Raw genomic sequence first — 24427 nt, forward strand, 5'->3', positions numbered from 1 at the left:
CGGCCGTCCCTGCTGATTCGGCTGGATATACCGGCCATTTCCCACGTGCTCAGTAGATGCTACGGCTTTCGACAGCGGTGATCTTGGCAGTTCAGAAAGATCGGCTACAGCGCGTTACCGTTTCAGCCGAACTAAAATAGGCGATATCAGATTGCTTTCATGTGATCGGATACTGCTACCCTTGCGCCGCTTTGCCTGCCTCCACAACTTATAAAAAAGGATCATCCCCATGAGCCGCACCATGACGGCGGATGCCTTGGCCAGTGCGCCAGGCTTCCTCTCCAAGGAACGCATCATCGCCCGGCCGGGCTTCAACCGCTGGCTGGTGCCTCCGGCTGCTTTGGCCATCCACCTGTGCATCGGCATGGCCTACGGCTTTTCGGTGTTCTGGCTGCCGTTGTCCCAAGCCCTGGGCATCACGGCGCCAGTGGCGTGCGCGCCAGACATGAGCTTCGTCGCCCGATTGTTCAGCGCCGAGTGCGACTGGCCCATTTCGATGCTCAGCTGGATCTATACCCTGTTCTTCGTCTTCCTCGGCTGTTCGGCCGCCGTGCTGGGCGGCTGGCTGGAACACGCCGGCCCGCGCAAGGCCGGGCTGGTCTCGGCGCTGTGCTGGTGTGGCGGCATGCTGATCTCCGCCATCGGGGTGAAAACCCATCAGCTGTGGCTGATGTGGTTGGGTTCCGGCGTGATTGGCGGTATTGGCTTGGGCCTGGGGTACATTTCGCCCGTGTCCACCCTGATCAAGTGGTTCCCGGACAAGCGCGGCATGGCCACCGGCATGGCCATCATGGGCTTCGGCGGCGGTGCCATGGTGGGTGCACCGTTGGCCACGGCGCTGATGGGTCATTTTGGCAGCGCGCAAGAAGTGGGCGTGTGGCAGAGCTTCGTGGTCATGGCCGCGATCTACTTCGTGTTCATGACGGCCGGCGCCCTGGCCTATCGCATTCCGCCCACCGGCTGGAAGCCTGAAGGCTGGACCGCGCCGGCCAAGAAGGCGGGCAACGGCATGGTCACCGATCGCCATGTGCACGTCAGCGTAGCCTGGAAAACCCCACAGTTCGTCCTGGTCTGGCTGGTGCTGTGCCTGAACGTGTCGGCCGGTATCGGCATTCTCGGCATGGCCTCGCCGCTGTTGCAGGAAGTGTTCGCTGGCAAGTTGCTGGGCAATGAACTCACTTTCAGTCAGCTCAATGCCGCGCAATTGGCGCAGATTGCCGCCATCGCGGCGGGCTTTACCGGCTTGTTGAGCCTGTTCAACATCGGCGGGCGGTTCTTCTGGGCGTCGTTCTCCGACTACATCGGGCGCAAGAATACCTACTTCGCCTTCTTCGCCTTGGGCGTTGGCCTGTACAGCCTGATCCCGAACATGGGTCACCTGGGCAACGTGGCGCTGTTCGTGGCGGCGTTCTGCATCATCCTGTCGATGTATGGCGGTGGCTTCTCCACGGTACCCGCCTACCTGGCCGACCTGTTCGGCACACAGATGGTCGGCGCCATCCACGGGCGTCTGTTGACAGCCTGGGCGGCCGCCGGGGTGCTGGGGCCTGTGTTGATCACCTACCTGCGCGAATCTCAATTGGCGGCTGGCGTTGAACGTGCGGCAGCGTACGACATGACCCTGTACATCCTCGCCGGCCTGCTGGTGCTGGGCTTCATCTGCAACATGCTGATCCGCCCGGTGGCCGACAAGCACTTCATGACCGATGCGCAACTGGCCGCCGAACGTGCGTTGAGCCACGACAAGGGCGCTGACGGCGCGCGGTCCCTCGAGTGGAAGGCTGCGCCTGGCAGCCTGCCGCTGGTGCTGTTGGCCTGGGCCGTGGTGGTGGTGCCGTTGGCCTGGGGCGTCTGGGTGACCCTGCAGAAGACCGCCGTATTGTTCCACTGATCCGGACTGGTCGAAGCCTTGCCACGGGGCCGTCGCGCCTGGCTCCGTGGCGTCGGTGCTACCAGCACGTGCGACAGGGCCGCGTTGAGTGGCGGCCCTTCAGATACCCCACAAGCGATCCCCCGCTCCTGGTTGTATAGACCTGTAGTGGTATCCGAGCCCGTCATTGCTGGGCTTGCCATCTATCTTGCGCGTTCCAAGCAGCGGCCATCTGCGCCTATAATGCAGCCCTTTCGCCTAATGATTTTGCGGAGCTGGTGATGGTCGAACGTAAGGCTTCCGTCGAGCGCAATACCCTGGAAACCCAGGTCAAGTGCTCGATCAACCTCGATGGCAGTGGCAAGGCCCGATTCGATATCGGCGTGCCGTTCCTTGAACACATGCTGGACCAGATCGCTCGCCATGGGCTGATCGATCTGGATATCGAGTGCAAGGGTGACCTGCATATCGACGATCACCATACCGTCGAGGACGTCGGTATCACCCTGGGCATGGCGTTTGCCCAGGCCATCGGCGACAAGAAAGGCATCTTCCGTTACGGCCACGCCTACGTGCCGCTGGACGAAGCGCTGTCACGCGTGGTCATCGACTTCTCCGGCCGCCCTGGCTTGCAGATGCATGTGCCTTACACCCGTGCCAGCGTAGGCGGCTTCGACGTCGACCTGTTCCAGGAATTCTTCCAGGGCTTCGTCAACCACGCCCTGGTCACCCTGCACATCGACAACCTGCGTGGGCACAACACCCACCACCAGATCGAGACCGTGTTCAAGGCCTTCGGCCGCGCACTGCGCATGGCTGTTACCCTCGACGAGCGCATGGCCGGGCAGATGCCGTCCACCAAAGGGTGCCTGTAAATGCAGACGGTAGCGGTAATCGACTATGGCATGGGCAACCTGCACTCGGTCGCCAAGGCGCTCGAGCACGTCGGCGCCGGCAAGGTACTGGTCACCAGCGATGCAGCGGTGATCCGCGAAGCGGACCGGGTGGTGTTCCCAGGCGTTGGCGCCATTCGCGACTGCATGGCCGAAATTCGCCGCCTGGGCTTTGACAGCCTGGTGCGTGAAGTGAGCCAGGATCGCCCGTTTCTGGGCATCTGCGTGGGCATGCAGGCACTGCTTGAGCACAGCGAAGAAAACGACGGCGTCGACTGCATCGGCCTGTTTCCGGGCCAGGTGCGCTTCTTCGGCAAAGGCCTGCAAGAAGAGGGCGAGCACCTGAAGGTGCCGCACATGGGCTGGAACGAAGTCAGCCAGAGCGTCGACCACCCCCTGTGGCACGACATCAGCGACCGGGCGCGTTTCTATTTCGTGCACAGCTACTACATTGCCGCCGGCAAACCCACGCAGGTGGTCGGGCGCGGTCACTACGGCGTCGATTTCGCCGCGGCGCTGGCTGATGGTTCGCGCTTCGCGGTCCAGTTCCACCCGGAGAAGAGCCATACCCATGGCCTGCAGCTGCTGCAGAACTTCGTGGCCTGGGACGGGCGCTGGTAAATGAGCCGTTCGAAGACCAAGGCGCCGATCCTCACATTGGCCCCCGAGCAGGAGCGTGAAGCGCTCGATACGCTCAAGCGCTTTCTCGAAGACCGTTTCGAGCTGGAGCTGGGGTCGTTCGAAGTCGCCGAGGTACTCGAACTGTTCACCCATCACATTGCACCCCATTACTACAACAGGGCGATCGCCGATGTTCAGCTGCACCTCAAGGAGCGGTTCGAGAGCATCGAAAGCGATCTGTGGGCGCTCGAGAAGCCCTGAAACCCCAAGAACGGACAGGTTCCCAAGATGCTGATTATCCCCGCTATCGATCTGAAGGACGGTGCCTGCGTGCGTCTGCGCCAGGGCCGTATGGAAGATTCCACGGTATTTTCCGATGACCCGGTGAGCATGGCCGCCAAGTGGGTCGAGGGCGGCTGCCGTCGCCTGCACCTGGTCGACCTCAACGGTGCCTTCGAAGGCCAGCCGGTCAACGGTGAAGTGGTCACCGCCATCGCCAAGCGCTACCCGACCCTGCCGATCCAGATCGGTGGCGGCATTCGCTCGCTGGAAACCATCGAGCACTACGTCAAGGCTGGCGTCAGCTACGTGATCATCGGCACCAAGGCGGTGAAGCAGCCTGAATTCGTGGCCGAGGCCTGCAAGGCCTTCCCCGGCAAGGTCATCGTCGGCCTGGACGCCAAGGACGGTTTCGTCGCCACCGACGGCTGGGCTGAGGTGAGCACGGTGCAGGTCATTGACCTGGCCAAGCGCTTCGAGGCCGATGGCGTCTCGGCGATCGTCTACACCGACATCGCCAAGGACGGCATGATGCAGGGCTGCAACGTGCCCTTCACAAAGGCCCTGGCAGAAGCCACGTCGATACCGGTAATCGCCTCGGGCGGCATTCACAACCTGGGCGACATCAAGGCACTGCTACAGGCCAATGCGCCTGGCATCATTGGCGCCATCACCGGCCGTGCCATCTATGAGGGCACCCTCGACGTCGCCGAGGCCCAGGCCTTCTGTGACACCTACCCGAGCATTGGCCAGCGCTAAGTGTCTGCGGCAGGGGGCCCGTTCGGTGCGTATCCCTTGCCGCCCCAAGCTTGCAGCTTGCAGTTGCTTCCCAGGAGCCCTCTCATGGCTTTAGCTAAACGCATCATCCCTTGCCTGGACGTGGACAACGGCCGTGTGGTCAAGGGCGTCAAGTTCGAGAACATCCGCGATGCCGGTGACCCGGTTGAAATCGCCCGGCGCTACAACGAGCAGGGTGCGGACGAAATCACGTTCCTCGATATCACGGCCAGCGTTGACGGCCGCGACACCACGCTGCACACCGTCGAGCGCATGGCCAGCCAGGTCTTCATCCCGCTGACCGTCGGTGGTGGCGTGCGTACCGTGCAGGACATCCGCAACCTGCTCAATGCCGGTGCCGACAAGGTGTCGATCAATACTGCCGCCGTGTTCAACCCGGAATTCGTGGGCGAGGCCGCCGACCGTTTCGGCTCGCAGTGCATTGTCGTGGCCATCGATGCCAAGCAGGTATCCGGCCCTGGCGAAACGCCGCGCTGGGAAATCTTCACCCACGGCGGACGCAAGCCGACCGGTTTGGACGCGGTAGAGTGGGCCAAGAAGATGGAAGGCCTGGGCGCGGGCGAGATCCTGCTGACCAGCATGGACCAGGATGGCATGAAGAACGGGTTCGACCTGGGCGTGACCCGTGCCATCAGCGATGCGTTGAGCATCCCGGTGATCGCCTCGGGCGGGGTGGGTAACCTTCAGCACCTGGCCGATGGCATCTTGCAAGGGCATGCCAGTGCCGTGTTGGCTGCCAGCATCTTCCATTTTGGGGAGTACACGGTGCCTGAGGCCAAGGCCTATATGGCAGCGCGCGGAATAGTCGTTCGCTGACCGGAAAAAAAAGGGGCTGCCAGGCAGCCCCTTTTGCTGATCAGCCCTGCTTCACTTCGCGCATGGGCTTGCCTTTGACCGGCGCGTCGTTGGCCACGTAGTACTTGGCAGTGCTGCGCGGCAACGGCTTGCGACCACGGATCTTGTCCGAGATTTTCTCGGCAATCATGATGGTGGTGGCGTTGAGGTTGCCGGTGATGATGATCGGCATGATCGACGCATCCACTACACGCAGGCCCTGCATGCCATGCACGCGGCCTTCGCCATCGACCACCGCCATGTCGTCGGTACCCATCTTGCACGAGCAGGATGGGTGGTAGGCGGTTTCGGCGTGCTCACGGATGAATTTGTCCAGCTCTTCATCGGTCTGCACATGCGCGCCTGGGCTGATTTCGCGACCGCGGTACGGGTCCAGCGCCGGCTGGGCCATGATTTCGCGGGTCAGGCGAATACCGTCACGGAATTCTTCCCAGTCCTGCTCGGTGGCCATGTAGTTGAACAGGATGCTCGGGTGCTGGCGTGGGTCCTTGGACTTGACCTGCACGCGGCCGCGGCTAGGCGAGCGCATCGAGCCCATGTGCGCCTGGAAGCCATGTTCCTTGACGCCCTTGGAGCCGTTGTAATTGATGGCAACCGGCAGAAAGTGGTACTGGATGTTCGGCCATTTGAATTCAGGGCGCGAGCGAATGAAACCGCCGGCCTCGAACTGGTTGCTGGCCCCGATGCCGGTACCGTTGAACAGCCACTCCGCGCCGATGGCCGGCTGGTTCCACCACAGCAGCGATGGGTACAGCGATACGGGCTGGGTGCACGCGTACTGAAGGTACAGTTCCAGGTGATCCTGCAGGTTTTCGCCAACCCCTGGCAGGTCGTGAACGACCGGGATGTCCAGGCTTTCGAGCAGGGCGCGCGGGCCTACACCGGAGCGCTGCAGCAGTTGCGGCGTGGCGATGGCGCCGGAGCTGACGATCACTTCCTTGCGCGCACGTGCTTCGACGCGCTCTTCGCTGTCGCCCACCAGGTAGCTCACACCAATGGCGCGCTTACCGTCGAACAGTACGCGGTCGCTCAGGGCGTGAGTCACGATGGTCAGGTTGGGGCGTTTCTTGGCCTGGTCCAGGTAACCGCGGGCAGTGCTGGAGCGGCGGCCATTCTTGGTCACCGAACGGTCCATCGGGCCGAAGCCTTCTTGCTGGTAGCCGTTGAGGTCTTCGGTGCGCGGGTAGCCGGCCTGTACGCCAGCTTCGACCATGGCGTTGAACAGCGGGTTGTTACCCGCCTTGGGCGTGGCCACGCTCAACGGGCCGTCGCCACCGTGATAGTCGTTGGGGCCGATGTCGCGGGTTTCGGCCTTGCGGAAGTACGGCAGGCAGTCCAGGTAGGCCCAGTCTTCCAGGCCTGGCAGCTCAGCCCAGCCATCGAAGTCCAGGGCGTTGCCGCGGATGTAGCACATGCCGTTGATCAGCGAGGAGCCACCCAGGCCCTTGCCACGGCCACATTCCATGCGGCGGCCGTCCATGTGCGGCTCCGGGTCGGTCTCGTAGGCCCAGTTGTAGCGGCGGCCTTGCAGCGGGAAGGCCAGGGCGGCTGGCATCTGGGTGCGGAAGTCGAAGCGATAGTCAGGGCCGCCCGCTTCGAGCAGCAGTACGGTGGTGCCTGCGTCTTCGGTAAGGCGAGTAGCCAGGGTGTTACCGGCAGAGCCGGCACCAACGATGATGTAATCGTATTCCATGGGGAAGCTTCCTCCGGAAGCAGTTGCGCGTCTGGCGCTGCACCTGGGTGCAGCCTGGCCTCACGCGCAAATGGATGAGTGCTGCAAGGGCCGGTCGGTCAACGACCGGCGCTGTCCTGCAGCATGGGCTGGCGTGCTACGGGCGGTCAGAAGACCGACGCGTAGTCGCCCAGCTCGACCTGTACCGACTTGATGCGGGTGTATTGGGCCAGCGAGCTGATGCCGTTCTCGCGACCAACGCCCGATTGCTTGTAGCCACCCACCGGCATTTCGGCTGCGGACTCGCCCCAGGCGTTGATCCAGCAAATGCCCGCTTCAAGCTGATGGATGATGCGGTGGGCACGGTTCAGGTCGTTGGTGCACACGCCGGCTGCCAGGCCGTATTCGGTGTCGTTGGCGCGGCGGATCACTTCTTCCTCGGTCTCGTAGCTGAGGATGCTCATGACCGGGCCGAAAATCTCTTCCTTGACGATGGTCATGTCGTCGCGGCAATCGGTGAACACGGTCGGGGCCACGAAGGCACCCTTGCCGAAGTCGCCTTCGGTCAGGCGCTCGCCGCCACACAGTACGCGGGCACCTTCTTCCTTGCCCTTGGCGATGTAGCCCAGCACGCTTTCCATGTGCTGGAAGCTGACCAGCGGGCCGAAGTTGGTGTTTTCATCTTCCGGGTTGCCGGCACGGATGCGCGCCACGCGCTCGAGAATCTTGGCTTCAAAAGCGGCCTTGTGCTCGGCTGGGATGAACACGCGGGTACCGTTGGTGCACACCTGGCCCGAGCTGTAGAAGTTGGCCATCATGGCGATGTCGGCGGCCTTGTCCAGGTCGGCGTCGGCGCAGATGATCAGCGGCGACTTGCCGCCCAGCTCCATGGTCACTTCCTTGAGCGAGGAGCTCGAGGCGCTGGCCATGACCTTCTTGCCGGTGGTGGTGCCGCCGGTGAAGGAGATCTTCTCGATGCGCGGGTGCTCGGTCAGCCAGCTACCGACTTCGCGGCCGCTGCCGGTCAGTACGTTGAACACGCCGTCCGGCAGGCCGGCCTCGGTGTAGATCTCGGCCAGCTTGAGGGTGGTCAGCGAAGTGACTTCCGACGGCTTGAAGATCATCGCGTTGCCGGCAGCCAGGGCCGGTGCGGATTTCCACAGGGCGATCTGGATCGGGTAGTTCCAGGCACCGATACCTGCGGTCACGCCCAGCGGTTCGCGGCGGGTGTAGACGAAGGACGATTCGCGCAGCGGAATCTGCTCGCCTTCGATGGCAGGTACCAGGCCTGCGTAGTATTCCAGTACGTCGGCGCCGGTGACGATGTCGACGTAGCGTGTTTCGGAGTAGGACTTGCCGGTGTCCAGGGTTTCCAGCATGGCCAGCTCGTCGTTGCGTTCGCGCAGGATGTCCACGGCGCGGCGCAGGATGCGCGAGCGCTGCATGGCGGTCATGGCCGCCCACACTTTCTGGCCGCGCTCGGCGCTTTCGACAGCCTTCTCGACGTCAGCTTCGGTGGCGCGTTGCACGTGGGCAAGCACTTCGCCGGTAGCCGGGTTGATGGCTTCGAAGGTGGCATCGGTGCCAGCGTCGACATAACCGCCATCGATGTAGAGTTTTTGCGTTCCGAAACGGGCCATAGTGTCCTCGCAAGTGCAATGTGTGAGTAGGCCGGGCGTCACGCTCCTGCCGTGCTGGCAGAGGCCGTGCGCCGTTTTTCAGCAGCGGGGTCGGTGCCCAGTGTGTGCTGCTTGGCCAGTTGTAGATCCATGTATTCGTAAGCGATCCGTATCGCCTGGTCAGTGTCGAAGGCATCCCCCGACAAGGCGCCACGCAGCCACAGGCCGTCGATCAGGGCCGCCAGCCCGCGGGCTGCCTTGCGTGCATGGTAAAGCGGCAGCACGCGGCGAAACTGGCAACACAGGTTGGAGTACAAACGGTGGTCATTGATCCGTTGCAATCTGTGCAGATCGGGCTGGTGCATGCTGGAAGCCCAGAAAGCCAACCAGGTTTTCATCGCCGGGCCATTCACCTGGCTGGCATCGAAGTTGCCCTCGATGATCACTTTCAGGTGGGCGCGCGGCGCATCGTCCGTCAACGCCTGGCGGCGCGCTCGCACGCCTTCGTTGAGCATGCTCATGATGTAGCCCATCGTCGCTGCGATCAGGCCGTTCTTGTCCCGAAAGTAGTGACTGATGATGCCGTTCGACACGCCGGCCAAACGGGCAATGAGCGCAATGCTGGCGTCCCCCAGACCGACCTGATCGACCGCCTGTAGCGTGGCTTCGATCAACTGCTGACGGCGGATGGGTTGCATACCGACCTTGGGCATCTTGCTTTCTCCTCAGGTCTGCCAGCAGACGACAAGCGTCTGACTCGGCGAAGACCAGTCTATTTTGTTTTGATTGAACGTTCAATCAATAAAGAATAAGCTCTGCGACAATTTGTGCCATTGACAGCCCATGTGGCGGCGCCAGCGGCATCGATTAAAACCTTAGGAAATCGCGCAAACCCAGAGCCGGCAAGGCTTGTAAGGGGGCGATCGATAAAGGACGCAGACGCCGTCGCAGCGTGAACAACCTGCGACATGCCTCAGGATCGGGCGATATCCCTGTGACCAATGCGCGCATGTGCAACCCTGCGCAGCAGTTTGAAGCGGTGGTAACGGCGTATGTGTTGCAGCGGATCGGTTCGAAACCGCGATTCCCAGGGTGCTTTTATAACACCTGATGCAGTGGGGGTATTCCACCAAATGCTCAGGAAGACCGATTAGCCTCCACTGCCGTTCTGCCCGGAGCCTTCTTGCAATGAGTTCTGCCTCACTAACCAAACCCCCCGCCGAGAGGGTACGGGTCAACCGCGTGGTGTTCTACACCTCGGCGCTGATGATCCTCGTTCTGACTGCCTTGCTTATCGCTGTTCCTGAAACTGCCGGCCGCGTACTGGGCGTCGCCCAGCAGTGGCTGACGCGCAGTTTCGGCTGGTACTACATGCTGGTGATCTGCGGCTACTTGCTGTTCGTCATCTACCTGGCGTTTTCCGACTACGGCAAGCTCAAGCTGGGCGGCAAGGAAGATCAGCCTGACTTCAGCTATGGCGCCTGGGCCGGCATGCTGTTCTCGTCGGGCATCGGTATTTCGCTGTTGTACTTCGGCGCATCCGAGCCACTGGATCACTATTTCAATCCGCCCGAAGGCACGCCGGCCAGCCTGGAAGCGGCGCGTCAGGGCCTGCAACTGACGTTCCTGCACTGGGGCCTGCACGGCTGGGCGATCTACGCCCTGGTGGGCTTGGCCGTGGGGTACTTCGCCTACCGTCACAACCAGCCGCTGGCACTGCGCTCGGCACTCTATCCACTGGTAGGCGAGCGCTGGGTCAAGGGCGCTGCCGGCAACGCTGTGGATATCTTCGGCATGTTCGTGACCCTGCTGGGCCTGGTCACCAACCTCGGGATCGGCTCGATGCAGGTCGCATCGGGGCTCGAATACCTGTTCGGCATGGACCACAGCAAGACCAACCTGCTGGTAGTGATCCTGGTAATGGCTGGCGTTGCCACGGTGGCGGCGGTCTCGGGTGTGGAAAACGGCATCCGCCGCCTGTCCAACCTGAACATCGCGCTGTTCAGCGGGCTGCTGATCTTCGTACTGCTGGGCGGCCAGACCCTGCACCTGCTCAACGGCTTCGTGCAGAACGTGGGCGACTACCTCAACGGCATCGTGCTGAAAACCTTCGACCTTTATGTGTATGAGGGTGAGTCGGGCAAGTCAGAGCGCTGGTTGGGCCTGTGGACAGTGTTCTATTGGGCCTGGTGGATTTCCTGGGGCCCGTTCGTGGGCATGTTCATTGCCCGGATCTCCAAAGGCCGTACCGTGCGCCAGCTGGTCAGCGGTGTGCTGTTGATCCCGCTGGGCTTCACCCTGGCGTGGCTGTCGATTTTCGGCAACACAGCCTTGGACCTGGTGATCAACCATGGCGCCGTCGAACTGGGCAAGACCGCCCTCGAGCAGCCGTCCATGTCGATCTACCAGCTGCTGGAATATTTCCCGGCCGCGAAGATCGTGATCGGCGTGGCCGTGTTCGTGGGCTTCGTCCTGTTCCTGACCCCAGCGGATTCCGGCGCAGTCATGATGGCCAACCTGTCGTGCAAAGGCGGCAAGGTCGACGAGGACGCCCCGCACTGGATGGTGGTGTTCTGGTCGGTGATCATCACCCTGGTCACCATCGGCCTGTTGTTCGCCGGCAACTTCGAAGCCATGCAGACCATGGTGGTACTGGCAGGCCTGCCGTTCTCGGTGGTGCTGGTGCTGTTCATGTTCGGCTTGTACAAGGCCATGCGACAGGACGTGACCATGGAGCAGGAGCGGGCCGAACTGGCCGCACGTGGCCGTCGAGGCTTCAGTGAGCGCCTGACCCAGCTCGAACTGCAACCGACCCAGGCTGTGGTGCAGCGCTTCATGGACAAGCAGGTCAGCCCTGCGCTGAAGGATGCTGCGGCTCAGTTGCAAACCCAGGGATTCGACGTCGAGACCCGGGTCGGCCAATCGCGCAACATGATGGGCCTGCGGGTGATGATGGAAGAAGGTAACCCCTTCGTCTATGAAGTCAGCCTCGACGGCTACATGGCTGCACCGACAGAAGCCCCGGTCGAAGGTGAGCCCGAGGTACGGCAACGCTTCTACCGTGCCGAAGTGTATTTGCACGACGGTAGCCAGGAGTATGACCTGATGGGCTTTGCGCCTGAACAGATCGTGCGCGATGTACTGGACCAGTTCGAGAGCCATCGGCAAGTGTTGGGGCGGGTATACAGCTGACGCTTGGTCCTGGCCTAGCAATATGTACGGCCGATGACCACACGTGCGTGGCTACGGTGGGTCTCCCGATTCAAGAAGGCCCACCATGCCCACCGCTCGAGCCGCTTCATACGACCTCAAAGCCCAGGTCAACGCGCAATTTTCAGGCAGGCCTACATTACGGCAAGTAGCCAGCCGGCAGATCATGGGTCTGCTGATCGAGCACTACCCCCTGATCGCCGTCCATCGCCCCACGCTCAAGGATGCCAACCAGCTGAGCCTGGTCAGAGCTAACCCCGATGGGCAAAGCGTATCGACCCTTCCGCTCGTGGACGAGATCCTCAAGGCAAAGCTGCACAACCGGGTGCTGGACTTCGCGCCAGTGGCCAATTTCAACCAGTATCTGCTGCTCGACGGCAAACATTTCTTCGCCATCCCAGATCCGTTTGAGACAGCAGAGGGCGATCAAATCGATCTCTTCGCTCTGCAACCTGCCTTCGAAGACCTGCTGCTTTTACTGGATGGCTACTTCAACGCGGCGCAGGTCGAGTACTGGCGTGCTGTCGGCAGCATGGGGGTCAGCCGTGACCGCTGGCTGCAACTGGTCTTGAAGACGGCGCTGCTGCACAACCTGTCACTTCAAGGCTTGAGCGCTCGGCAGCAGGCATGTTTGCGTGGACTCTTGGGCAGCCCCAGTGAGCGGCCGACGGTGTTCATGGTGGAGATGACCCGCCCCTATCAGAACACCACCGTTAGCCGATTCCTGCCCGATCTTATCGTGCAAGGGCAGTGGGATGAGGGTGAGACAGTGCTGTGGTGCAAACCGTCCGGCGTGGTCTGGGCGTTCGACACGCTGGATGAGTTCGCGCAGGCCCTGCAGCAGGAATATCCCGGCCTTGTGGACGAGCTAGAGATGGCCTGGCATCGGCATGAGCTTGAAGGGGATCCCTTTGCGCAGCAAACGGCCATGATGCAGGAACTCATGCTGGGGCAAGTGAACGACCTGTACAAGGCGCCATTGACCGACGTCACGCAGTTGGAAAACGGCTACTTTGCATTGAGCGATCCTGCGCAATGGTTCATCGAAGGTTATGTCGACCCGTCCGATTTCAAGAAAGCGCCGGTAGGTGTATTTCGGGTGGCAGCAGCCGACAGCTTCGCTTGCCAGAGCGCCTTTTTCGAAATTGCCCTGGCCCAGGCCGACTCGGACGGGGAAGGGGCACTGTCCGGGATTCTCGATCTTCACAGCTACACCCGTCAGCAATTGCGAAAGCAGCTGTTGCAGGACCATCCGGTTGATGCCAATTACTTTCCCGATGATGTGCTTCTGGAATTGAGCACTGCCTACGGGGTTCCTGGCGGGGCAGGTACAGGCGCCGGCGACGGCGTTGTGGAAAAGCGCACTATCACGTTGACGGAGTTTGCCATTGGTAACCTGAGTTCGCTCGGGCAAGCGACCATCACCGCCATCGGCCACCGTGAAGATCAGCTGATCATGGATTGGTTGACCGTTGATTACCTCAAGCAGCTTGTCTGGCGAGTGGATATCGGTGCTACTTACCCAGCGTATGTGGTCACCCATCTCGACGACGCGCAGCGCCAACCTGAGCGGGTCAAACGCTTCGCAGGAGAATGGCGAAGCGCATTCCTCAATAGCGCCTTGCTGGCGAAATTGACGCAACAGTTGAGCGAAATCGGCCTGCAGGCTATTTCCGATTATTGCGGCGGTAGGCTGGACGCAGCGCAACCGGCCAGCACACTGATGCCGTTCGCATTGCGACGTGCGCCGGACAGTGAGCAATACGATCGGGTGCATGGCATGTATGTCCTGGTCAATCAAACCCCAGGGACCGTTGTGCTGTACAGGCCCCTCTACGGCGGGAAGGCCGTGCTGGAATTCACCAGTACGGACGCTTTGATGGCTCAGGTGCGCGACGATGCTGAGCTGCAGACCAGCATCCTTGACTGGCTCACGCCTGAAGTGCGCCCGGTATACGACCACGGCGGCTTCAGCGAGCCTCATCTGGGGCATTCGATCATCGATACCTCGATCTTGCCCGGGCGTGTAGCGCCTGCTCAGTTCTGGGCCAAGCCTTGGTTGGATGCTGTCGATCTCAAGCTGTACAGAGCCAACCGCGATTTGCTGGTCGATTTGGCCGAGCGCAGCTCGGTTTCCAACGCAGAAAGCCAGTGGGCGATTCTCACTCAAGGTGCCTGGTTGCTGTTCGATGTCGCTTCTATGGTGGTAACAGGGCCCGTCGGCGCCATAGCCTGGATGGTCCAAACGCTCAATGCCGCGGCGGCCGACGAAAAAGCCATCCGAGAAGGTACGGCGTTCGAGCGCTCGGCTGCCATTGTGGATATCGTGCTCAACCTGGTAATGGCCCTGGGGCATGTGTTCGGACCAAAAACTGCCGCCAAGCCGGTAGAGTTACCCGATGCCATACGCCCTTCAACGTTGGCGCCGGGGTCGACACTCCCAGTGCTGGCCGATGCCGATATGCCCACGCAAGGCAAAGTCTACCTTCCTGGGCCGGTCACCAAGCCGCAGGCGATCATGGATTTCTCCTTCTCTGGTGGGGAAGGGTTCAATGCCTTGCCGGCCGAAATGCGCAGCAAGGTCTTGGGGTTGCGCGTTCAGATCGATCTGGAAGAGCACTCGCCCGCTTCCAGCGGGGAGGCCGCAGGTCTTTACACGGTCGATGGGCAGCGCTACGCAAAAATGCTGATGGGCACCTTTGCTGTATCGGTTGATACCGAAGGTGTGCGGATCGTTGATGCGCAGGGCCAGCCTGGCCCGTGGTTGAGGTATGTGGGGGGAGCGTGGCGTATCGACTCGGGCCAGCGCTTGCTCGGCGGTATGCCCAAGAGCCGTCTTCAGCTTGTGCGCGAAGAGAACATGCGCCGCGAAGAGAGCATGCGTGAAGAGGATGCGCGCTTGACGTATGCGCGCGAAACATTGGCCGAGACCTATGACCGACATGCTTCTGAAGTGGATAAGACCACCGAAAAACTTGAGGAACTCGAGCGAGTCGAAACGCCCGATGCACAGCAGCTGGAAATGATCAGTCTACTGCGCCAAGTCAGAAGGAGGCAGCGCCAGTATGTGTGCAAAGACCTGGACGCACTCATCAAACACGACAGCGAGCACGACGCTCTGCTCATGTCGGGCGGATCGGTAAGACCTTCCAGTCAGCTCGTCTCGACCACGGTAGCGTATCAACGCAGTATTATCCGACGTGGCCTGTTGAGGTCCTGCGAGATGTATTACAACTTGCTGGCGGATATGATCAATGAGGAGTCCATAGACGCACAGCTTGAGGAAATCGCAGTCCTCCCTACCACTGAGCAGGAGCAGCAACGCTACAAGCAATTGACCGCCTCGCTCGAACGCGTGACGCAGTGGGCCAAAGACATGCTGGCCTTGGCCGCTAAACTTGATCCTCTACTTGAGAGCACCCGAGCCGACAATGACATTGTGTTCCAGGACGAGGATGGCAAGAGCGAAAACAAGCATCTTGAACTGACCAGAATCATTCAACAGCGCCAATTGAACGCCATTGATCTTGAGTTTCGACTGCTTGAAGACCTTGGCGAACTGTCAGTTGATCGTCTCCGGGGCGCCTCTGAAAAGCAGATCAACGAGTACAACGAAATGTTGGTTGGAAAGGCACTCAAGAGTGCGGGCAGTGCACATGGTGAATTGGCTGGCAGTAGCCTGTCTGGCGAAGAGCGAGTCGCTGTGCTCAATGACGTGATCGATGCGTACGAAGAGACCATTGGCATGGCGCAATACCTGGCCGGCGCCAAACCTGAAGCTATCCGGCTCGATAAGCTCCAGCAGTATCTGGAAGAGCTACGCCGGTTGAAGCTGTTGGCCAACGAGGAAATGCAGGCCAATCTTCGTGAGGTCGAGCAGACCAAGACCTCTGCACCACGCGCTCCCGTCTATGCGCCGCGCGGCGGTGTGCGTCGAATGGTCAGGACCCAGCAGGGACGTAACGTTGTGGGTGTCGAGAGCGTCGACGACGCAGGCCTGCCCGTGGTGCAGCAAGTGGACAGTCATGCGAAGGTGTTGCGAACCTTTCGCCGGCAGAATAGCCAGTGGCAAGAGGTCGAGCCCTTAGGCACGACCGAACATTCGCCTGGCCCTGCCATAAGGCTAAGCGAACTACGCCGACAAGCGCAGAAGCTGATCGATGGCGTTGATGCCACGGTTGCGATGGCAAAGAAATTTTTCGCCAAGAATGAGCCCCTGGGATTGACCACGATTGTCGACCAGCACGTCAAAGACCTCGAAAGCAATCTGGCGCTTTTGCCCCGAACGGATGCCGAGAGTGCGTTGAGAGGGCGAATCGAGCATGCAATCACCGAGCTCGAAGACCATCGTCAGGAGCTGCTCAAAACGTATTACCTGACCTGCAAGACCCCTACCTTGAACGCGCTCAAGTTCCTTCACGGACTGGGTGAGATCAGCATTAGTCAAGCCGATCGCAGGGTGCCGTTGGGGGCAAACGATTACTTGGACACCTACGAGATCAAACGGGCGTCAGGCAAGCCTATCTGGGAGGCTCACTTTCACTACCCCGCCGTCGACACGCCGGATCGAGAATTTTCTCGAGGGCATCTGAAATTGTGGGAGCAGCGCAGGCTTGGGCATCAAGCCGTGTTGCGGGCCGCGAAGAAACAGGAAGTGCTCTCCATCTACCGTGGCCAGCTACGCAAAGGCGATGTAGAGGGCATCATTCCATTCGGGTAACGCTGTTGACTGTGATGGCCTGTGCTCTGCTCGCCGCCCGGGGGGCAGGGTCCAGACGTCACCGACGTGCCTGCGCTGGCATGAAGGCACGCGCTCGACTCGCTTCGCAGGCCCGCACGCGACGCTGCTCAACGATTGCTGTAACGGCCTTGCTTGCCGTGGGCGGGCATGGCCAGGTTGCTTCGTTCGGCAATCATCTGTTGCAGGTTGATCAGCTTCACACCCTGTCGCGCGAGGGTGGGTAGCTCGCGCTCCAGCACTTCGAGGGTTTGTGGATACGGGTGGCCAATCAGCACCGCTGACCCCTGCTTGCGCGCCAGGGCGATGCCTTGGTGCAGTTGGCGCGTGATTGCCTCTGGCGTGCGCTCGTCATCCAGAAACACATCCCTGGACACGTTCGCCGTACCCTGTGCCTGAGATTGTGCCGCGGCCACGGTCGCGGCGCTAGTGCGGCTGTCGACGAAGAACAGGTCGCGTCGCTGTAGCTCGCCCATCAACCAGGTCATGGCGTCGCGTTGTGCAGTCATACGGCTGCCCATGTGGTTGTTCACACCAGCGGCATAAGGCACCTTGGCCAGGGCTGCATCAAGACGCCTGGCAAGCTCGGCCAGCGGCACGCCGGGGTGCCAGGCATAGGGCCCGGTGGCCGGGTCCATGGGCATGTGCAGGATGACGGTTTTACCCGCCTTGTGCGCTTGGCGGGCGAAGTCGGTGGCATGCGGGGTGTCAGGCATGATGGCCATGGTCACCGGCCCCGGCAGCGCCAGGGTTCGGCTGTCGCGTTCGGGGCTCTGACCCAGGTCATCGATGATGATGCTCATGTACGCCTGGCCGGTGGGCGCTGCGTGCGCCACGCCCGCCACCAGCCCGATCAGCAGATACAGCAAATAACGCATGGGTGGCTCAGCTGCCTTTGGTGATGTTCAGGCCCTTGAGCAGACTCAGGGCCTGGCTCAGCTGGAAGTCGTTGTCCTGAGGCCGCTCCTTGCGCTTGCTGCTGCCTGTGGGGCGGTCGGCGCCACCATTGCCGTTACCCAGGTGCCCTTGCAGGTCGGCTTCCTTGAAGTTGTCGTTGTCCGCTTCGGCCGTAAGCTTGGCCTGGCGGACCTCGATGTCCGGCACGATACCCTGGGCCTGGATGGAGCGACCGTTGGGGGTGAAGTACAGGGCAGTGGTCAGTTTCAGCGCACGGTCGTTGGCCAGTGGCAGCACTGTCTGGACCGAGCCCTTGCCAAAACTGTCGGTGCCCATCAGCACGCCGCGCTTCTGGTCCTGCAAGGCGCCCGCGACGATTTCCGAGGCCGAGGCACTGCCGCCGTTGATCAACACCACCAGTGGCACACCTTCGCTGGCATCGGCGGGGTCAGCCGAGAAGCGCAGCTCGGAATTGGCGATCCGCCCTTTGGTGTACACAATCAAGCCCTTGGTCAGGAAATGGTCAGCCACTTCCACCGCCGACTGCAACACGCCCCCCGGGTTGTTGCGCAGGTCCAGGATCACGCCACGCAGCTTCTTGCCGTTGTCCTTGCGCAGCTTGGCCAAGGCCTTGCCCACTTCGTCGCCGGTCTTGACCTGGAACTGGGTGATGCGGATGTAGCCGTAGTCGTTCTCAAGCAGCTGGCTCTTGACGCTCTTGACCTGAATGACTGCACGGGCCAGCGTCACATCGAACGGCGTACCCCCGTCGCGCACCAGCGTCAGGGTGATCTTGTCGCCCACCTTGCCGCGCATCTTGTCCACGGCTTCGGTCATGGTCTGGCCACGTGTCGGTGCGCCGTTGATCTTGACGATCAGGTCCCCCGCCTGGACACCTGCCTTGGACGCCGGCGTGTCATCGATGGGCGAGACGACCTTGATGAAGCCGTCTTCCTGGCCGACTTCTATGCCCAGACCGCCAAATTCACCACTGGTACTTTCCTGAAGCTCCTGGAAATCTTCAGGGCCCAGGTAGGCCGAGTGGGGATCAAGGTTGCTGAGCATGCCCTTGATGGCGTTTTCCAGCAGGGTCTTGTCATCGACAGGCTCGACATAGGCCGCCTTGATGCGGTCCATGACTTCAGCAAAAGTGCGCAGCTCTTCAAGCGGCAGCGGCGCCTTGGCCGTTACCTCTGTGGCCGGCACGGCTGCCGCCTTGGTCGGCTCTGCGGCAACGGCCAGGGGTGCGCCGACCGCCAGGGCGATGGACAGGGCCAGCTGGGTAAGACGGGGCGAGTGCAGCATGTCGAACGAACTCCTGATCCTGTAGACGCTCCCTTCGGAGCATGGGCACAGCACACGCTGCGCCACATAAGTTTGACTAGCCGCGGCACCACTGGGAGGGGTCGGAAGGCCGGCCCTGCTGGCGGATGGCGAAATACAGACCGGCAGCCTCCTGGCCACCACTGTCGCCGACTGTCGAAATGGCTTCGCCCGCCTTGACGACGTCACCGGCGCTCTTGAGCAGGCTCTGGTTATGGCCATACAGGCTCAGGTAACCATTGCCATGGTCGAGAATGACCAGAAGACCGGCGCCACGCAACCAGTCGGCGAACACCACACGGCCTCCATGGACAGCCCGCACCTGGGTACCGGGGTTGGCACTGATCATCACCCCGTCCCACTTGGCGCGTGAATCACCGCCGCGGGCATCCCCGAAGCGTGCCAGCAATCGACCATTGACTGGCCATGGAAGTTTTCCGCGGGAAGCAGAAAATGCACCGCCATAACTGGCACCGTCGCTCGAAACCATGGGCCCGAGGGTCGCGCGGGCCTTGCGAGGTGGCTCGACCGGCTCGGGTGCCTTGTCACGGGCGGCGGCGGCGAGGGCCTCTTGCTGGCGGCGTTTCTCCGCTTCCTGCTGGGCCAGCAGTGCGCGTTGACGAGCCTGCTCGGCTTCACGCGCCTGGCGGGCCAGGGTTTCCTCGATGGTCTTGAGCACCTTGGAGAGGTCGGCCTGATCCTGCTCGCGGGCGCGCAACTTCTGGTCGCGGTCTTTCACATCGCCGTTGAGTTTGGCCAGCACCTCGCGGCGCTTGCCCCGTTCGACTTCCAGCGCCTGACGGCGGGTGTCGAGGTCGGCGCGCTGGGCCAGCAATTGCGCTTGTTGACTGCCGATGTCGCGTTCCACACCGGCCAGTTGGCGCAAGGTGTCATTGAAGGCGCGCAGTTGCTCCAGGCGTGCCTTGCTGAGGTAATCGTAGTAGGTGAGCGTTCGCGCAAATTTTTCGGGGTTCTGCTGGTTGAGCAGCAGCTTGAGGTATTCCTCACGGCCGTTCTGATAGGCCGAACGGGCCTGAATGGCGATCAGCCGCTGTTGTTCAACGCGGGCGCTCTGGAGTTTTTTTTTCTCGGTATCAAGGCGCTCCAGTTCGCCCTCGGTCTTTTTTAGTTGCTGCTGCAGGGCCTCCACCTGCTTCTCCAAGTTGCCGATGTCGGTTTCGGTGGCCTTTAGGTCTTTCTGCACACCTGCCTTTTCTTCCTGGAGCTTGCCCAAGGTTTTCTTGAGTTCGGCGATGTCCTGGCGGGTGGCGTCCAGTTGCTGCTGGGTCTGTGCGCGCTCATCGGCGAACGCCGGGGTGAGCAGGCAAGACAAGGCGAGAAGGATCAGGGCGCGAAGCATGGGTTTGGCATACCGGGGATGGAGACTGGCCTAGTATGAATGAGCGGCAGGCTGCACGCTACACGCCACAGGAAGGGGCCGTGAACCGGCACGTGCTTCGTGTGGCGTGTGGCATGACCGTCAGGCGTCGATCAGGATGGAAGTGCCTGTCATCTCGGCAGGCTTCTCCAGCCCCAGCAGCTTGAGCATGGTCGGTGCCACGTCTGCCAGCACGCCGCCTTCGCGGACCTTGAGGTTGCGCTTGCCTACATAGATGAACGGTACTGGCTCGGTGGTGTGCGCGGTGTGCGCCTGGCCGGTGGATTCGTCTTCCATTTGCTCGACGTTGCCATGGTCGGCCGTGATGAGCGCTTCGCCGCCGACCTTTTCAAGCGCCGCGACGATGCGGCCCATGCAACCATCCAGGGCCTCGACGGCCTTGACTGCCGCATCGAACACACCGGTATGGCCAACCATGTCACCGTTCGCGTAGTTCACCACGATCACGTCGTGGCGCTGCTGCTCGATGGCTTCGACGATACGGTCGGTGACCTCGGGCGCGCTCATTTCCGGCTGCAGGTCATAGGTGGCGACCTTGGGCGATGGGATGAGGATGCGCTCTTCGCCTTCGAATGGCTCTTCGCGCCCGCCCGAGAAGAAGAAGGTGACATGCGCGTACTTTTCGGTCTCGGCGATGCGCAGTTGGGTCTTGCCGTTGTTCGCCAGGTATTCGCCCAGTACGTTGTGCAGGCTGGCCGGCGCGAAGGCGGCCGGCGCCGGGATCTTGGCCGAGTATTGGGTCAGGCCGATGTACGCCGCCACTTTCGGCAGGCGCGCGCGCGGGAACTCGTTGAAGTCAGGCTCGACGAACACGCGCGACAACTCGCGGGCGCGGTCGGCGCGGAAGTTCATGAAGATCACCGCATCGCCATCTTCGACCTTGACGGGCTCGCCGATGCGCGTGGCCTTGACGAACTCATCGCTCTCATCGCGGGCGTAGGCTGCTTCAAGGCCGGCCAGGGCAGTATCGGCAGTGTATTGCGCGTCACTGTCGACGATCAGGTTGTAAGCGGCGCTCACCCGGTCCCAGCGGTTGTCGCGGTCCATGGCGAAGTAGCGGCCGATGAGGCTGGCGATGCGGCCTTTGCCCAGCCGGGCGAAGGTGGCGTCAAGCAGCTCGATGGAGGATTGGGCGCTGCGCGGCGGGGTGTCGCGGCCATCGAGGAAGGCGTGCAGGTAGATTTTTTCGGCACCACGCTGCGCAGCCAGCTCGGCCATGGCAACGAGGTGGTCCTGGTGGCTGTGAACGCCACCGTCGGACAGCAGGCCGAGAATGTGCACGGCCTTGCCAGCGCCCGCCGCCGCATCGACCGCACCCGTGAGCACCGGGTTGGTGAAGAACTCGCCGTCACGAATGGCCTTGGTGACGCGGGTGAAGTCCTGGTAAACGACGCGCCCGGCGCCCAGGTTCATGTGGCCGACCTCGGAGTTGCCCATCTGGCCATCCGGCAGGCCGACATCCATGCCCGAACCGGAAATCAGGCCGTGCGGCTGGGTAGCCCGCAAGCGGTCGTACACCGGCGTATTGGCGGCGTGGATGGCATTGTATTCAGGGCTTTCGCTGTAACCGAAGCCGTCCAGGATGATCAGGACCAGGGGTTTGGGCGTGCTCGTCATCAATCAAACTCACGGTTGTTCAAAGATGATAAAGACACGCATTTTAGGGCAAATGCGCCGGGTATGGGCGAATAATCGTCCTCGAACCCGACCGGTGCACCCATGCGGCAATGTGTAACGGCGCTTGATCGGCGCTCCGGTCAGGCTTTGGTGGCACCGGGCTGGTGTGTATACTGGCCGGCATTTTCAATCGCGTGGAACACCCCAGATGGTTGCTAACCTGATTCAATTCGCGACAAACCACTACCTCCTGGTGGCGATCTTCGTCGTTCTGCTGGCGGCCTTGCTGGTCAACGAAATCCGCCGTGGCGGGCAGAGCCTGAGCAATGGGCAACTCACCGCCCTGGTCAACGCCGACAAAGCGCTGGTGATCGATATCCGCCCGGCCAAGGAATATGCTGCCGGTCACATCGTCGGTGCGCTCAGCATCCCCCAGGACAAGCTGGCCACCCGCATGACCGAGCTCGAAAAGCACAAGGACAAGACCCTGATCGTGGTGGACGCGATGGGTCAACATGCCGGCACCGTGTGCCGCGACCTGCTCAAGGCTGGTTACAACGCTGCCAAGCTCAGCGGTGGCGTTTCCAGCTGGAAAGCCGACAACCTGCCTTTGGTGAAGTGATATGAAGCCTGTCATCGTCTATTCCAGCGACTACTGCCCCTACTGCATGCGTGCCAAGTACCTGCTCCAAAGCAAGGGTGTGGCATTCCAGGAAATCAAGGTCGATGGCAAGCCGCAGGTTCGCGCTGAGATGACCCAGAAGGCCGGCCGCACCTCCGTGCCGCAGATCTGGATCGGCAGCACCCACGTCGGTGGCTGCGATGAACTGCATGCCCTGGAGGGCGCCGGTAAGCTCGACGCACTGCTGGCCGACTGATTTTTGCACTGCATTCCCAAACATTAGTATAAGGATCTGCCATGACTGACCAACAGACCACCGGCGCTGCTGCAGAAGACAACAGCCCTCAGTTCTCGATGCAGCGCATCTATGTGCGTGACTTGTCGTTCGAAGCCCCGAAAAGCCCGCAGATCTTCCGTCAGACCTGGGAGCCGAGCGTCGGGCTGGACCTGAACACCAAGCAGAAGGCCCTGGAAGGTGACTTCCACGAAGTGGTGCTGACCCTGTCGGTGACGGTCAAGAACGGTGACGAAGTCGCCTTCATCGCCGAAGTGCAACAGGCGGGTATCTTCCTGATCAAGAACCTGGATGCCGAGTCGATGAGCCACACCCTGGGTGCGTTCTGCCCGAACATCCTGTTCCCGTATGCTCGCGAAACCCTGGACAGCCTGGTGACCCGTGGTTCTTTCCCGGCCCTGATGCTGTCGCCGGTCAATTTCGACGCGCTGTATGCGCAAGAAATGCAGCGTATGCAGGAAGCCGGCGAAGCACCCACCGTGCAGTGATCGCCCGCTTCACCAAAAGCGCCCTCAGGGGCGCTTTTTGTTTGTCTGGCGTACAGCCCCACGCCGGCAGGCCCCGTAGGGCATTGCGCGGCTGCCTGACGCTAAGTCAGCTACCGGCAAACCCGTTCTGACGCCAGGCTTCGTATACCGTCACAGCTACCGTGTTGGACAGGTTCAGGCTCCGGCACCCGGGGCGCATGGGCAGTCGCAGTCGTTGTTCGGCGGGCAGGCTGTCCAGCACATCCGTCGGCAGGCCGCGGCTTTCGGGGCCAAACAGAAATGCGTCGCCAGGCTGGTAGGCCACTTCATGGAAAGGGTGCGAACCCTTGGTCGTGAAGGCGAAGAGCCTTGGCTGGCCCAGGCTTTCCAGGCAGTGCGCCAAGCTCGGGTGGCGCTTGAGCGTGGCATACTCGTGGTAATCGAGGCCTGCGCGGCGCAAGCGCTTGTCGTCCAGTTCGAAGCTGATGGGCTCGATCAAGTGCAGCGCGCATCCGCTGTTGGCGCACAGGCGAATGATGTTGCCCGTATTGGGTGGAATTTCGGGTTGAAAAAGGATGACGTGAAACATGCACGGCTCCAAGCATGAAGATGGTGAGCATTCTACCCCTGAACCGGACGTGCGATCGAAAGCCTTCCCCCGGGTGATGCTTTCACTGGCAATCGTGGGCGTGATGATCGGTTTGATGATTGGCCGTCTGACCGCGCCCGTGGAGCGCGAGCTGCAGCAGGTGAGCGTGGCGCAAGATGGGTTGGTGTTGTGGTTCAACGCAGAACCCAAGTTGCATGGGGAGAACGTGGAAGGTACCGTGGCGTTGCTGTTTCAGGCCAAGGGCCGCCCCCAGCGAGGGCAGTTGACCGTGCGTGGCAAGCCGGTCAGCTGGCGGGTGCAGGACAGCCAGGAGGGCCTGCTGTTGACGGTGGTGGCTGCGCGTACGCTGCAGGGCCACTGGTCCAGTGAAGAAGTGTCTGGACGCTGGCGGGTGCAGGTGGACCTGCGCGAATAAAAGAGGGGATTCCCGGCCTGCCTGTACCAAGGTCCCCGAAACGTGTGCGTGAGCGAATAAAAGAGGGGTCACCTGGCCTGCCTGTACCAGGGCCCCCGAAACGGATGTTATCTGTCCTGTTGCAGGTGCCGTGCCAACTTCTGAGCCCCGCTATAACAGGGTGAAAAGGGGAAAACGGCCAGTGTTTGCGGCCATTTGTGCCTTCGGGCGGTGCGTCTGGCACAGAA

Annotated in this window: 20 protein-coding genes; 12 read left to right on the forward strand and 8 right to left on the reverse strand. The window is 61.6% G+C overall.

Annotated features, from left to right (window positions below; genetic code table 11):
- Positions 1-229: 229 nt before the first annotated feature.
- From B2Y33_RS05520 to hisF, 6 genes are all read left to right on the forward strand, one after another.
- On the forward strand, positions 230-1891 hold the full coding sequence (locus B2Y33_RS05520; RefSeq protein ID WP_128611006.1) for an OFA family MFS transporter: 1662 nt from the start codon (positions 230-232) through the stop codon (positions 1889-1891).
- Between the two features lie 260 nt (positions 1892-2151).
- On the forward strand, positions 2152-2745 hold the full coding sequence (gene hisB / locus B2Y33_RS05525; RefSeq protein WP_023532883.1) for an imidazoleglycerol-phosphate dehydratase HisB: 594 nt from the start codon (positions 2152-2154) through the stop codon (positions 2743-2745).
- Positions 2746-3384: an imidazole glycerol phosphate synthase subunit HisH gene (gene hisH, locus B2Y33_RS05530; protein ID WP_028687279.1), complete on the forward strand. Its 639-nt coding sequence runs from the start codon at positions 2746-2748 to the stop codon at positions 3382-3384.
- A complete protein-coding gene (locus B2Y33_RS05535; protein WP_027914086.1) occupies positions 3385-3645 on the forward strand; it encodes a DUF2164 domain-containing protein in 261 nt (86 codons plus the stop codon).
- Between the two features lie 27 nt (positions 3646-3672).
- A complete protein-coding gene (gene hisA / locus B2Y33_RS05540) occupies positions 3673-4422 on the forward strand; it encodes a 1-(5-phosphoribosyl)-5-[(5-phosphoribosylamino)methylideneamino]imidazole-4-carboxamide isomerase (RefSeq protein WP_023533011.1) in 750 nt (249 codons plus the stop codon).
- Positions 4423-4506: 84 nt separating this feature from the next.
- Positions 4507-5277, forward strand: coding sequence for an imidazole glycerol phosphate synthase subunit HisF (gene hisF, locus B2Y33_RS05545; protein WP_027914085.1), 771 nt, complete (start codon positions 4507-4509; stop codon positions 5275-5277).
- Between the two features lie 40 nt (positions 5278-5317).
- Here hisF and betA read toward each other — a convergent pair whose 3' ends face one another.
- The 3 genes from betA to betI form a co-directional block, all read right to left on the reverse strand.
- The gene (betA, locus tag B2Y33_RS05550; RefSeq protein WP_023532909.1) at positions 5318-7009 is read right to left on the reverse strand and encodes a choline dehydrogenase; all 1692 of its coding nucleotides are present in this window, start codon (positions 7007-7009) and stop codon (positions 5318-5320) included.
- Between the two features lie 146 nt (positions 7010-7155).
- Positions 7156-8628, reverse strand: a complete 1473-nt coding sequence (gene betB / locus B2Y33_RS05555; protein WP_023532870.1) for a betaine-aldehyde dehydrogenase — start codon at positions 8626-8628, stop codon at positions 7156-7158.
- Between the two features lie 38 nt (positions 8629-8666).
- Positions 8667-9320 (reverse strand): transcriptional regulator BetI, encoded by a 654-nt coding sequence (gene betI / locus B2Y33_RS05560; protein ID WP_023533018.1) that lies wholly within the window; start codon positions 9318-9320, stop codon positions 8667-8669.
- A gap of 475 nt (positions 9321-9795) precedes the next feature.
- Between betI and B2Y33_RS05565 the strand changes: the two genes are divergently transcribed.
- Complete coding sequence (locus B2Y33_RS05565; protein WP_110606980.1) at positions 9796-11799, forward strand: BCCT family transporter; 2004 nt, start codon at positions 9796-9798, stop codon at positions 11797-11799.
- An 85-nt stretch (positions 11800-11884) separates the two neighbouring features.
- A complete protein-coding gene (locus B2Y33_RS05570; protein ID WP_206405221.1) occupies positions 11885-16537 on the forward strand; it encodes a dermonecrotic toxin domain-containing protein in 4653 nt (1550 codons plus the stop codon).
- Between the two features lie 128 nt (positions 16538-16665).
- On the opposite strand, the gene B2Y33_RS05575 is transcribed toward B2Y33_RS05570, so the two are convergent.
- The 4 genes from B2Y33_RS05575 to gpmI all read right to left on the reverse strand — a co-directional run bounded on the left by B2Y33_RS05575 (position 16666) and on the right by gpmI (position 21791).
- Positions 16666-17433: a divergent polysaccharide deacetylase family protein gene (locus B2Y33_RS05575; RefSeq protein ID WP_288632779.1), complete on the reverse strand. Its 768-nt coding sequence runs from the start codon at positions 17431-17433 to the stop codon at positions 16666-16668.
- 7 nt (positions 17434-17440) lie between these two features.
- The gene (locus B2Y33_RS05580; protein WP_023533072.1) at positions 17441-18757 is read right to left on the reverse strand and encodes a S41 family peptidase; all 1317 of its coding nucleotides are present in this window, start codon (positions 18755-18757) and stop codon (positions 17441-17443) included.
- A 76-nt stretch (positions 18758-18833) separates the two neighbouring features.
- Positions 18834-20135, reverse strand: coding sequence for a murein hydrolase activator EnvC family protein (locus B2Y33_RS05585; protein ID WP_028687277.1), 1302 nt, complete (start codon positions 20133-20135; stop codon positions 18834-18836).
- A 120-nt stretch (positions 20136-20255) separates the two neighbouring features.
- Positions 20256-21791 carry a 2,3-bisphosphoglycerate-independent phosphoglycerate mutase gene (gpmI, locus tag B2Y33_RS05590; RefSeq protein ID WP_288632780.1) on the reverse strand — a complete coding sequence of 512 codons (1536 nt, stop codon included), beginning with the start codon at positions 21789-21791 and terminating at the stop codon, positions 20256-20258.
- A gap of 208 nt (positions 21792-21999) precedes the next feature.
- Between gpmI and B2Y33_RS05595 the strand changes: the two genes are divergently transcribed.
- Genes B2Y33_RS05595 through secB form a run of 3 tightly spaced genes read left to right on the forward strand, consistent with a single transcriptional unit; the run spans position 22000 to position 23196 of the window.
- Positions 22000-22413 carry a rhodanese-like domain-containing protein gene (locus tag B2Y33_RS05595; RefSeq protein ID WP_181073863.1) on the forward strand — a complete coding sequence of 138 codons (414 nt, stop codon included), beginning with the start codon at positions 22000-22002 and terminating at the stop codon, positions 22411-22413.
- A 1-nt stretch (position 22414) separates the two neighbouring features.
- Positions 22415-22669, forward strand: a complete 255-nt coding sequence (grxC, locus tag B2Y33_RS05600; protein WP_027914077.1) for a glutaredoxin 3 — start codon at positions 22415-22417, stop codon at positions 22667-22669.
- Positions 22670-22710: 41 nt separating this feature from the next.
- Positions 22711-23196, forward strand: a complete 486-nt coding sequence (gene secB / locus B2Y33_RS05605; RefSeq protein WP_023532907.1) for a protein-export chaperone SecB — start codon at positions 22711-22713, stop codon at positions 23194-23196.
- A gap of 106 nt (positions 23197-23302) precedes the next feature.
- On the opposite strand, the gene trmL is transcribed toward secB, so the two are convergent.
- Complete coding sequence (trmL, locus tag B2Y33_RS05610) at positions 23303-23764, reverse strand: tRNA (uridine(34)/cytosine(34)/5-carboxymethylaminomethyluridine(34)-2'-O)-methyltransferase TrmL (protein ID WP_027914076.1); 462 nt, start codon at positions 23762-23764, stop codon at positions 23303-23305.
- Here trmL and B2Y33_RS05615 point away from each other — a divergent pair.
- A complete protein-coding gene (locus B2Y33_RS05615; protein WP_027914075.1) occupies positions 23763-24200 on the forward strand; it encodes a hypothetical protein in 438 nt (145 codons plus the stop codon). The two genes, trmL and B2Y33_RS05615, sit on opposite strands and share 2 nt — an antisense overlap.
- Positions 24201-24427 lie beyond the last annotated feature (227 nt).

Source organism: Pseudomonas sp. UBA5666, from assembly GCF_002420785.1.
In the GTDB taxonomy this organism is placed as follows: domain Bacteria; phylum Pseudomonadota; class Gammaproteobacteria; order Pseudomonadales; family Pseudomonadaceae; genus Aquipseudomonas; species Aquipseudomonas fulva.

Bases quoted from the DNA above. Each gene is read 5' to 3' on its own strand.
- B2Y33_RS05520 (WP_128611006.1), top strand. From the start codon at position 230: ATGAGCCGCACCATGACGGCGGATGCCTTGGCCAGTGCGCCAGGCTTC.
- hisB (WP_023532883.1), top strand. From the start codon at position 2,152: ATGGTCGAACGTAAGGCTTCCGTCGAGCGCAATACCCTGGAAACCCAG.
- hisH (WP_028687279.1), top strand. From the start codon at position 2,746: ATGCAGACGGTAGCGGTAATCGACTATGGCATGGGCAACCTGCACTCG.
- B2Y33_RS05535 (WP_027914086.1), top strand. From the start codon at position 3,385: ATGAGCCGTTCGAAGACCAAGGCGCCGATCCTCACATTGGCCCCCGAG.
- hisA (WP_023533011.1), top strand. From the start codon at position 3,673: ATGCTGATTATCCCCGCTATCGATCTGAAGGACGGTGCCTGCGTGCGT.
- hisF (WP_027914085.1), top strand. From the start codon at position 4,507: ATGGCTTTAGCTAAACGCATCATCCCTTGCCTGGACGTGGACAACGGC.
- betA (WP_023532909.1), bottom strand. From the start codon at position 7,009: ATGGAATACGATTACATCATCGTTGGTGCCGGCTCTGCCGGTAACACC.
- betB (WP_023532870.1), bottom strand. From the start codon at position 8,628: ATGGCCCGTTTCGGAACGCAAAAACTCTACATCGATGGCGGTTATGTC.
- betI (WP_023533018.1), bottom strand. From the start codon at position 9,320: ATGCCCAAGGTCGGTATGCAACCCATCCGCCGTCAGCAGTTGATCGAA.
- B2Y33_RS05565 (WP_110606980.1), top strand. From the start codon at position 9,796: ATGAGTTCTGCCTCACTAACCAAACCCCCCGCCGAGAGGGTACGGGTC.
- B2Y33_RS05570 (WP_206405221.1), top strand. From the start codon at position 11,885: ATGCCCACCGCTCGAGCCGCTTCATACGACCTCAAAGCCCAGGTCAAC.
- B2Y33_RS05575 (WP_288632779.1), bottom strand. From the start codon at position 17,433: ATGCGTTATTTGCTGTATCTGCTGATCGGGCTGGTGGCGGGCGTGGCG.
- B2Y33_RS05580 (WP_023533072.1), bottom strand. From the start codon at position 18,757: ATGCTGCACTCGCCCCGTCTTACCCAGCTGGCCCTGTCCATCGCCCTG.
- B2Y33_RS05585 (WP_028687277.1), bottom strand. From the start codon at position 20,135: ATGCTTCGCGCCCTGATCCTTCTCGCCTTGTCTTGCCTGCTCACCCCG.
- gpmI (WP_288632780.1), bottom strand. From the start codon at position 21,791: ATGACGAGCACGCCCAAACCCCTGGTCCTGATCATCCTGGACGGCTTC.
- B2Y33_RS05595 (WP_181073863.1), top strand. From the start codon at position 22,000: ATGGTTGCTAACCTGATTCAATTCGCGACAAACCACTACCTCCTGGTG.
- grxC (WP_027914077.1), top strand. From the start codon at position 22,415: ATGAAGCCTGTCATCGTCTATTCCAGCGACTACTGCCCCTACTGCATG.
- secB (WP_023532907.1), top strand. From the start codon at position 22,711: ATGACTGACCAACAGACCACCGGCGCTGCTGCAGAAGACAACAGCCCT.
- B2Y33_RS05615 (WP_027914075.1), top strand. From the start codon at position 23,763: ATGCACGGCTCCAAGCATGAAGATGGTGAGCATTCTACCCCTGAACCG.
- trmL (WP_027914076.1), bottom strand. From the start codon at position 23,764: ATGTTTCACGTCATCCTTTTTCAACCCGAAATTCCACCCAATACGGGC.